General features: G+C 69.4%; 7 protein-coding genes. All 7 read right to left on the minus strand.

The window, feature by feature from the left end:
• Positions 1–70 precede the first annotated feature (70 nt).
• The 7 genes from ACFWRO_RS19590 to ACFWRO_RS19620 all read right to left on the minus strand — a co-directional run bounded on the left by ACFWRO_RS19590 (position 71) and on the right by ACFWRO_RS19620 (position 6,209).
• Positions 71–376 (minus strand): hypothetical protein, encoded by a 306-nt coding sequence (locus tag ACFWRO_RS19590; RefSeq protein WP_384511811.1) that lies wholly within the window; start codon positions 374–376, stop codon positions 71–73.
• 500 nt (positions 377–876) lie between these two features.
• Positions 877–1,848 (minus strand): hypothetical protein, encoded by a 972-nt coding sequence (locus tag ACFWRO_RS19595; protein WP_384511813.1) that lies wholly within the window; start codon positions 1,846–1,848, stop codon positions 877–879.
• Positions 1,849–2,077: 229 nt separating this feature from the next.
• On the minus strand, positions 2,078–2,422 hold the full coding sequence (locus ACFWRO_RS19600; protein ID WP_384511815.1) for a DUF6233 domain-containing protein: 345 nt from the start codon (positions 2,420–2,422) through the stop codon (positions 2,078–2,080).
• Between the two features lie 89 nt (positions 2,423–2,511).
• Complete coding sequence (locus ACFWRO_RS19605) at positions 2,512–2,700, minus strand: hypothetical protein (RefSeq protein ID WP_384511817.1); 189 nt, start codon at positions 2,698–2,700, stop codon at positions 2,512–2,514.
• Positions 2,701–2,820: 120 nt separating this feature from the next.
• Positions 2,821–3,753: a hydroxymethylbilane synthase gene (gene hemC, locus ACFWRO_RS19610; RefSeq protein ID WP_384511819.1), complete on the minus strand. Its 933-nt coding sequence runs from the start codon at positions 3,751–3,753 to the stop codon at positions 2,821–2,823.
• Between the two features lie 229 nt (positions 3,754–3,982).
• Positions 3,983–5,686 (minus strand): mobilization protein, encoded by a 1,704-nt coding sequence (locus ACFWRO_RS19615; RefSeq protein ID WP_384511821.1) that lies wholly within the window; start codon positions 5,684–5,686, stop codon positions 3,983–3,985.
• A 4-nt stretch (positions 5,687–5,690) separates the two neighbouring features.
• Positions 5,691–6,209 carry a plasmid mobilization protein gene (locus ACFWRO_RS19620; RefSeq protein ID WP_384511839.1) on the minus strand — a complete coding sequence of 173 codons (519 nt, stop codon included), beginning with the start codon at positions 6,207–6,209 and terminating at the stop codon, positions 5,691–5,693.
• Positions 6,210–6,324: the final 115 nt, after the last annotated feature.

A 6,324-nucleotide genomic window follows, 5' to 3' on the forward strand; every position in this document is an offset into this window, starting at 1 on the left:
GGGCTGACGGCGCCGGGCCCGAATTGGGCTCTCCTCCGGCGGTCTCGGTGGGATCGTGCGTGGGTGCCGGCTAGTGGCCGAGGTCCCGCAGGCCGTCGTCGTAGGTGTTGTGGCGGTGGGTGACAGGTCCGCTGTGCCGGTCGTACCACGCGGTGTCGAGACCGGGTTCGTGCTGCTCGTGGCCGGCGGGACAGCGCAGCCACACCTCGTCACGGAGGCTGATCACGATCCAGCCCCGGTAGGACCCGCACGTTCCGCAGCCCAGGATGTCCCCGTCGACGACCAGGGGGTGGGAGTGCGTCATCAAGAGCCCCTCGACCTCCCGGCGCACTACGGCGGGGGACTCGAGCGGCGGCTCGATGTGCGTTGCGCTCATCTCTGCCGCCCACTTCCACGCTCCGCGCTGCTGACGAGCCACACGCCCGCGTTCGAACACGTCTCCCCCTCCTGTGGCGCTTCCGTCGGATGGGGATCGTGCCGCGAGGGGCTGCATGGCTTCAACTCTGGGATTGTCAAAGTCATGTCGCCAGAGTGCAAGGCGGACGCTCGCGCAGGGCCTCCGCCACTTCGTGTGGTCCGGTATCAGCCTCCGGTGATGTTGACCGGCGCGTTCCGTGATCCCCTATCTGGCATCGGGCTGCGCCCGGCGGGCGGACTGTCCCGTCTCACTGAACCTTGACCGATCTCACCGAACTTTGACCGGTCGGGAGGTTGCTGGCGCCTTGGGCGGCCAAAGGAGGTGTGGCCGGACGGGGCCGAAGAGAGCGGCAACATCGAGAGCAGGCGGGGGCTCGCGGGTGGCAGCCGAACGAGTGCGGGCACACCACCCGGGGCGCGGGCCGTCGCTGTGCCCACCGGGTCAACACCCAGTGAGAGTCAGAAGTTGTCGAGGCGGATTTCGTAGCAGTCGTCACACATATCCGTGTCCAGGACGATGTACCCACCGCTCCCACACCAGTCGCAGACCCCCTCCCAGTCGGTGCCACACCCGAAGCAGATGTAGGAGTCTCCGGTGGGGAAGCCGAGCGTGCGGAGGGCCGCGACTGCTGAGGCGCCACAGGCGGGGCACGTGGCGAAGTCGTTGCCCCCGTCCTTGATGGTGGTGTGCCGGTCCTCGCCGATGTACTCCCAAGCCGCCTCTTCGCCGGTGCCGTACGCCTTCCCGCAGAAGAGGCACTCCAGGTCGGCGGCCCCGCCGTCCAGGACCACGGCGTACTGGCCGCAGGAGCGGCAGGCGACGGTGGAGTGCTCGTGGCCAGCGAGTTGGTCGGATATCGCGTTCTGCCGCTGCGCCACGAAGTCCGTGAGGTGCTTGAGCTGTCCACGGACTTCGTCCATCTGCCGCTCTGCCTCCCAGTCCGCGGCGTACGGCAGGAGGTCCTGGTGGACGAAATCGAAGAGCAGCGTCAGCACGGGGAGGGTGAGGGCCTGTACCGCAACGGTGGTGTCCTTCCAGCCGAAGTGCATGATCCGGTTGCGGAGGTTGCCGAGCCTCTTCAAGGCCTCGTCGTCGGCGTTGAGGATGGTCCTGAGGGTGATGACTCCCTCATCTTCGGCGAGCCTATTGAGGCGCTTGATGGCGTGCGTCATGCCGCAGCTCTTGAAGTCACCGCCCTGGTGCTTGGCCGCGTCGTAGATCTTGGGATCGAACCAGACGAGTTCGGGACTGTGCATCTCCAGGCGGGCCTTGAATAGGGTCTCAGCTGCGGACTGGAGATGGAGGGTGGCGTACTTCAGTTCTCGGGGGGCGGGGCCGCCTTCGGACGCAAGGGAGGTGACAGCGCTGACGAGGAAGTCGAGCCCGTTGTTGAGGGGCGGGAAGTGGAAGTCCTTGCCGTTGTCGCGCACTGGGGTTCCTCCATCAGGTTCTGGCTACTTCTGGGAGGATCTGCGTCGATCGAAGGTCGGTCAACCGGATTCGCTGACGTGAGGCGGCAGCGCCCATTTAGCCCAGGCCACCGCCTCCGCCCTTGGCCCGCGGCAGAGTCGAGACGAGCCAGCAATCGGCTGAGCGGCAGAGGGGCCGGTCAAGGTTCGCTGAGATCAGTCAAGGTTCAGTGAGACGGGACACGGACCGTCATCCGAGGATCCCGAGGTCGGCGTCCGGTCGGCAGATCTCGCACGCAGGGATGCCGTCGACGGCGATGGTGCGGCGGGCCTGCTCCTCGGTGAGGCGCTTGACGTGCTTGGCGGCGAGGCGGCAGTTGCCTACGTGCACGCTGTCCGGGACCGGGTGGCCGCCCTTCCGGAGGTACGACAGGACGAGGCCCGGCTCCTCGGGTAGAGGGCGGCGGGCCGCAAGCTCGCGGAGGCGCGCCAGTTCGACGCCGATCCAGCGCTCCGTTCGCTCCAGGTCTTGGAGCTGTACCCGGTGGAGGAACTGCAACTTCGCCAGCTCAGGGGACGACAATTCTTCGTGCACATGTTCGATTCTAAAGGTGGTGGTCGACCAGGGCACGGTGTGGATGCCTGCTGTCTCCGATTGGCCGGGCGCGGCCTGTGCTCATGCGGTCAACGCCAGCCGGTGTACCCGTCGGGGTGCCCTCCACCACTCTCGCCTCGTGTGAGGCCGTACAGGAACAGCCCCAGCACGAGCAGCGCGAGCAGCACCGTCCAGACGGTGCCCGGGACGTCTGTGAGACTCGGGCCCCGTGAGGGAACGTCGCCCTGACTCTCGGTACCGCTTTCCTCGTCGCTCATGCCCGACCCCCTCCATCCGTAATTGATGGCACTGCGCCACACTGCCGGCGTCAAGCCCCCTGACGCCCGGGTTGGGCCGCGAGCGGGCCCAATGCCGGCCGTCTGCGCACTTGCGGAGACCTAGTGCGGGATGCCGTCGATCACGTCCCGGGCGCCCTGCCGCAGAAGGGCGACGGCCACGGAGGTGCCGAGCGTCGCCGGGTCGAGGCGGCCGGTCCACTCGTGCGCGTTGAGCATGACCTTCCCGTCCGGCGAGAACACCGTGGCCCGCAGGGAAAGCTCGCCGCCACGCTCGACCTGGGCGTAGCCCGCGATGGGCGAGTTGCAATGCCCCTGGAGGACGTGGAGGAGCATCCGCTCGGCCTGGGTCACCCGGTACGTGTCGGGGTCGCCGAGGTCGGTGACGAGGTCGATGAGGTCCGTGTCGCCCTCTCGGCACTGGAGCGCCAGGACGCCGGCCCCGATCGGCGGCATCATCACGTCCGGAGACAGGATCTCGGTGATGACATCGGTCCGGCCGATCCGGTCCAGCCCTGCGACGGCCAAGAGGAGCGCGTCCGCCTCTCCAGCGGCCAGCTTCTCCAAGCGCCTGTTGGCGTTGCCGCGGATCGGGACGCACTCCAGGTGCGGGTGGGAGGCGGCGAGCTGGGCGATCCGGCGGACGGAGGAGGTGCCGATCCGGGTACCGGCGGGCAGCTCGTCCAGGGTGAGGCCGCCGGGGTGGATCAGGGCGTCCCGGATGTCGTCGCGTTGGAGGAAGGCGGCGAACACGGTTCCGGCCGGGAGCGGCCGGTCGGCGGGGACGTCCTTGACGCAGTGCACCGCGAGGTCGGCCTCACCGGCGAGGAGCGCGGCGTCGACCTCCTTGGTGAACGCCCCCTTCCCTTCGACCTGGGAGAGGTCGCCCATCCACTTGTCGCCCGTGGTCTTCACCGGCAGGACGGTGGTCTTCACGTCCGGGTGGAGCGCGGCCAGTTCGGCGCGGACACGCTCCACCTGGGCGAGGGCCATCGGTGAATCGCGCGAAACGATGCGAATCAGATCACGGGGCATGACGGCACGATAGACCTTCAGATGCGGACGGCGACCAACAGCCCGAACGCCCACCGCGTCGTTGTAGCAGTGAAGTTGGAAGCGTCGGGCAGTCGTTCGAGGAACCTACCGACTGGGGCTGATGGTCATCCCGCCACGTGGCCTGAGCTGCATGTCGTCTATCACGTACAGGGCTCCGCGCTTGAGCAGCGAGAGTCTGGTCAGCCCGGAATGATACGAAAGGTGTGCCCTAACGGCGATAACGGCTGCGTCGTCCCCTTTCTGGAGCCATTCCGCTCGAAGACGCCGTACCCGCATGAGCGGTGACTGGTACGCCGGTTGTGTCGGCGGGAAGGTCCGCGGCACGGCGCAGGCGCCAGACGAGGACGTCGCTGACCGACTCAGCGGTGCCCAGCTCGCGACGGTCGGCGGCTTCGGCGAGCAGGACGGCCGGGTCGAGGCCCGCGGCCTCGGCGTCGGTGAGCGTGGCCGCAAGGGCGTACCACCCCTCCTCGGCGAGGACCTGCTCGGCGAGGTGGGGTACCGCCTCGCGCAGGACGATGGTCTGCCGCTGCAGCAGGGGACGGGTGAGGCGCCGGCCGCGCTGATGGAGGACGGCGAGCGGGTGGCTGGCTGCGGCACGGTAGGCCGTACGAAGATGTTCGGCGGCCTGGTGGGCGGCCTCGGCCTGCTGCGCGTGGCCCTTCCTCGCGTGCCAGTGCGCGGCGGCGGTGATCAGGAAGAACAGCATGTCGATGGCCATGGCTGTGCTCGCGCCGTCCTCGCCGCGGCCGAGGGCCGGCCCGCCGCGCACGAGATCGCGGGCGGCCTGACGCAGGGCCCGGTCGGTTCCGCGTACGGCGCGGACGTGCGAGCGGGAGGCCCGCTCGAACGCCCAGGCCGCTTCATGGAGTTCGCGCCTGGTGTAAGAAGCGGAGGTTTTGGCGAGCGCGTCGAGGACTTCGCCGGCGGCGGCGATGTGCGCGGCGGCGAGGCCGTCCTCGCCGTGCTCGACGACCAGCAGGGCCTGCCAGGCGACGGCCGCGGTGCTTCGCCGCGCTGTGGCCGGAGCCGTGGGACGCAGGGGCTGAACCGAGTCGTTGTTCTGGGGGATGGTGTCTGCGGACCAGCGCTCGCGGATGCGGGGAAGGGACAGATCGGGGGCCAGGCGGGCGCCGGGGAAGTACACAGCCTTCCCGTCCTTGTTACGGTCGTCGGGCAGCGCGACCTTGTACCCCAGGAGGTCCCCGGACGGGGCGACACGCGTCTGGACAAGAAGACCGGCCGCGGCCAGGCGGCCGAAGAACTCCTCCTCGCTCTGGGCGCCGGCCACGGCCCGCCGCACGGTCTCGCGCAGTTCCTCGCGGGCGGTGCGCTCGCGGCCCTGGCGCGCGGCCTTGTGCTGCTCGGCGCTGGTGGGGCGCTGAGCGGCGGTGCCGTCGCCGGGCTTGAGGCGACGCAGTCCGAGTTCCTGTTCCAGGAGGCGGGCCTCGGCCTGGACGCGTACGGCGTCGCGGTCGAGGTCGGGCCGGTAGCCGTCCTCGCGGGCGAGGGTGGCGAGGATGTGGATGTGGTCGTCGGCGTGCCGGACGGCGACCCAGCGGCAGCCAGCGCCCTGGTCGGGGTCGTCGATGCCTGCGGCGGCGACCATCCGTCGGGCGATGTCGCCCCACTGCGCGTCGGACAGGATCCGGTCGGAGGGGCCGTTGCGCACGGACAGGTGCCACACGTGCGGCCTCTCCCGCTGGGCGTCGGTGAGGAGGGCGAGGGGCTGGTCGAGGAGCTGTTGGAGTTCCTTGTACGTGGCCTCGGCGTCGCGGCCGGGGTCGGGGGCGGCATGGTCCCAGGACGCCACGAGGTGCGGGTCGATGTGTTCTTCGGCCTTGCCCGGTCCATACAGGTAGTAGAGCAGGCCGATGGTGCGCTTCCCGCGCTTGTGGATCTTCGGGACCATGTTCCTAGCGGCTTTCGAGGAGCTTGTCGGTGGCGGCGTGGACGCGCTCGGTCGCCCGGCGGACGGCGTTGAGCACTGCATCGAGCTGAGCGTCCGCCGGGCGGTCGCCCAGGTTGATGGCCCTTGCGATCTGGTTGAGGTTGTTGCCGACCTGCCCGAGGTGTCGGCGGGCCGTGAAGACTTCCGCGATCAGCTCGCGTTCGCCTGCGATCGACGCGGCGGCGGACTCTGGGTTGCGGGCGGCGGCGAGGCCGGCGCGGGCGAGGAAGGCGGGAAGGGTCGTACGAGCGGCAGCGGCGGCGTCGGCGAGCTGCTGCTTCTCAGCGTTGTTGAGACGCACGCTGCATACGTAGACGCGCTTGTCAGGGTTGGTCTTGGGTGAGCGCTTGCGCGAAGTGGTCTTCGTGGCACGGCGCTTGCGGCGGGGCTCGAGCTTCTCCGGCTGCGATCCGCCCTCGGTCGCTGCCCCGTGGTCCAGCACCCCCCGGTGCTGGACCGCTCCCGCCCCCTCCGGGGCGGGCATGGCCAAGACGCGCTTCCCCGACGGGGAAGAGTGTCTTGGCCGATAACTTGCTGTGCGACGTGAGGCCGCACGCTCTGAAGTGAGGTCCGTCTTGTGGAGAGGTTCAGGCATGACA

It is taken from the genome of Streptomyces sp. NPDC058579 (assembly GCF_042718575.1).
GTDB lineage: Bacteria > Actinomycetota > Actinomycetes > Streptomycetales > Streptomycetaceae > Streptomyces.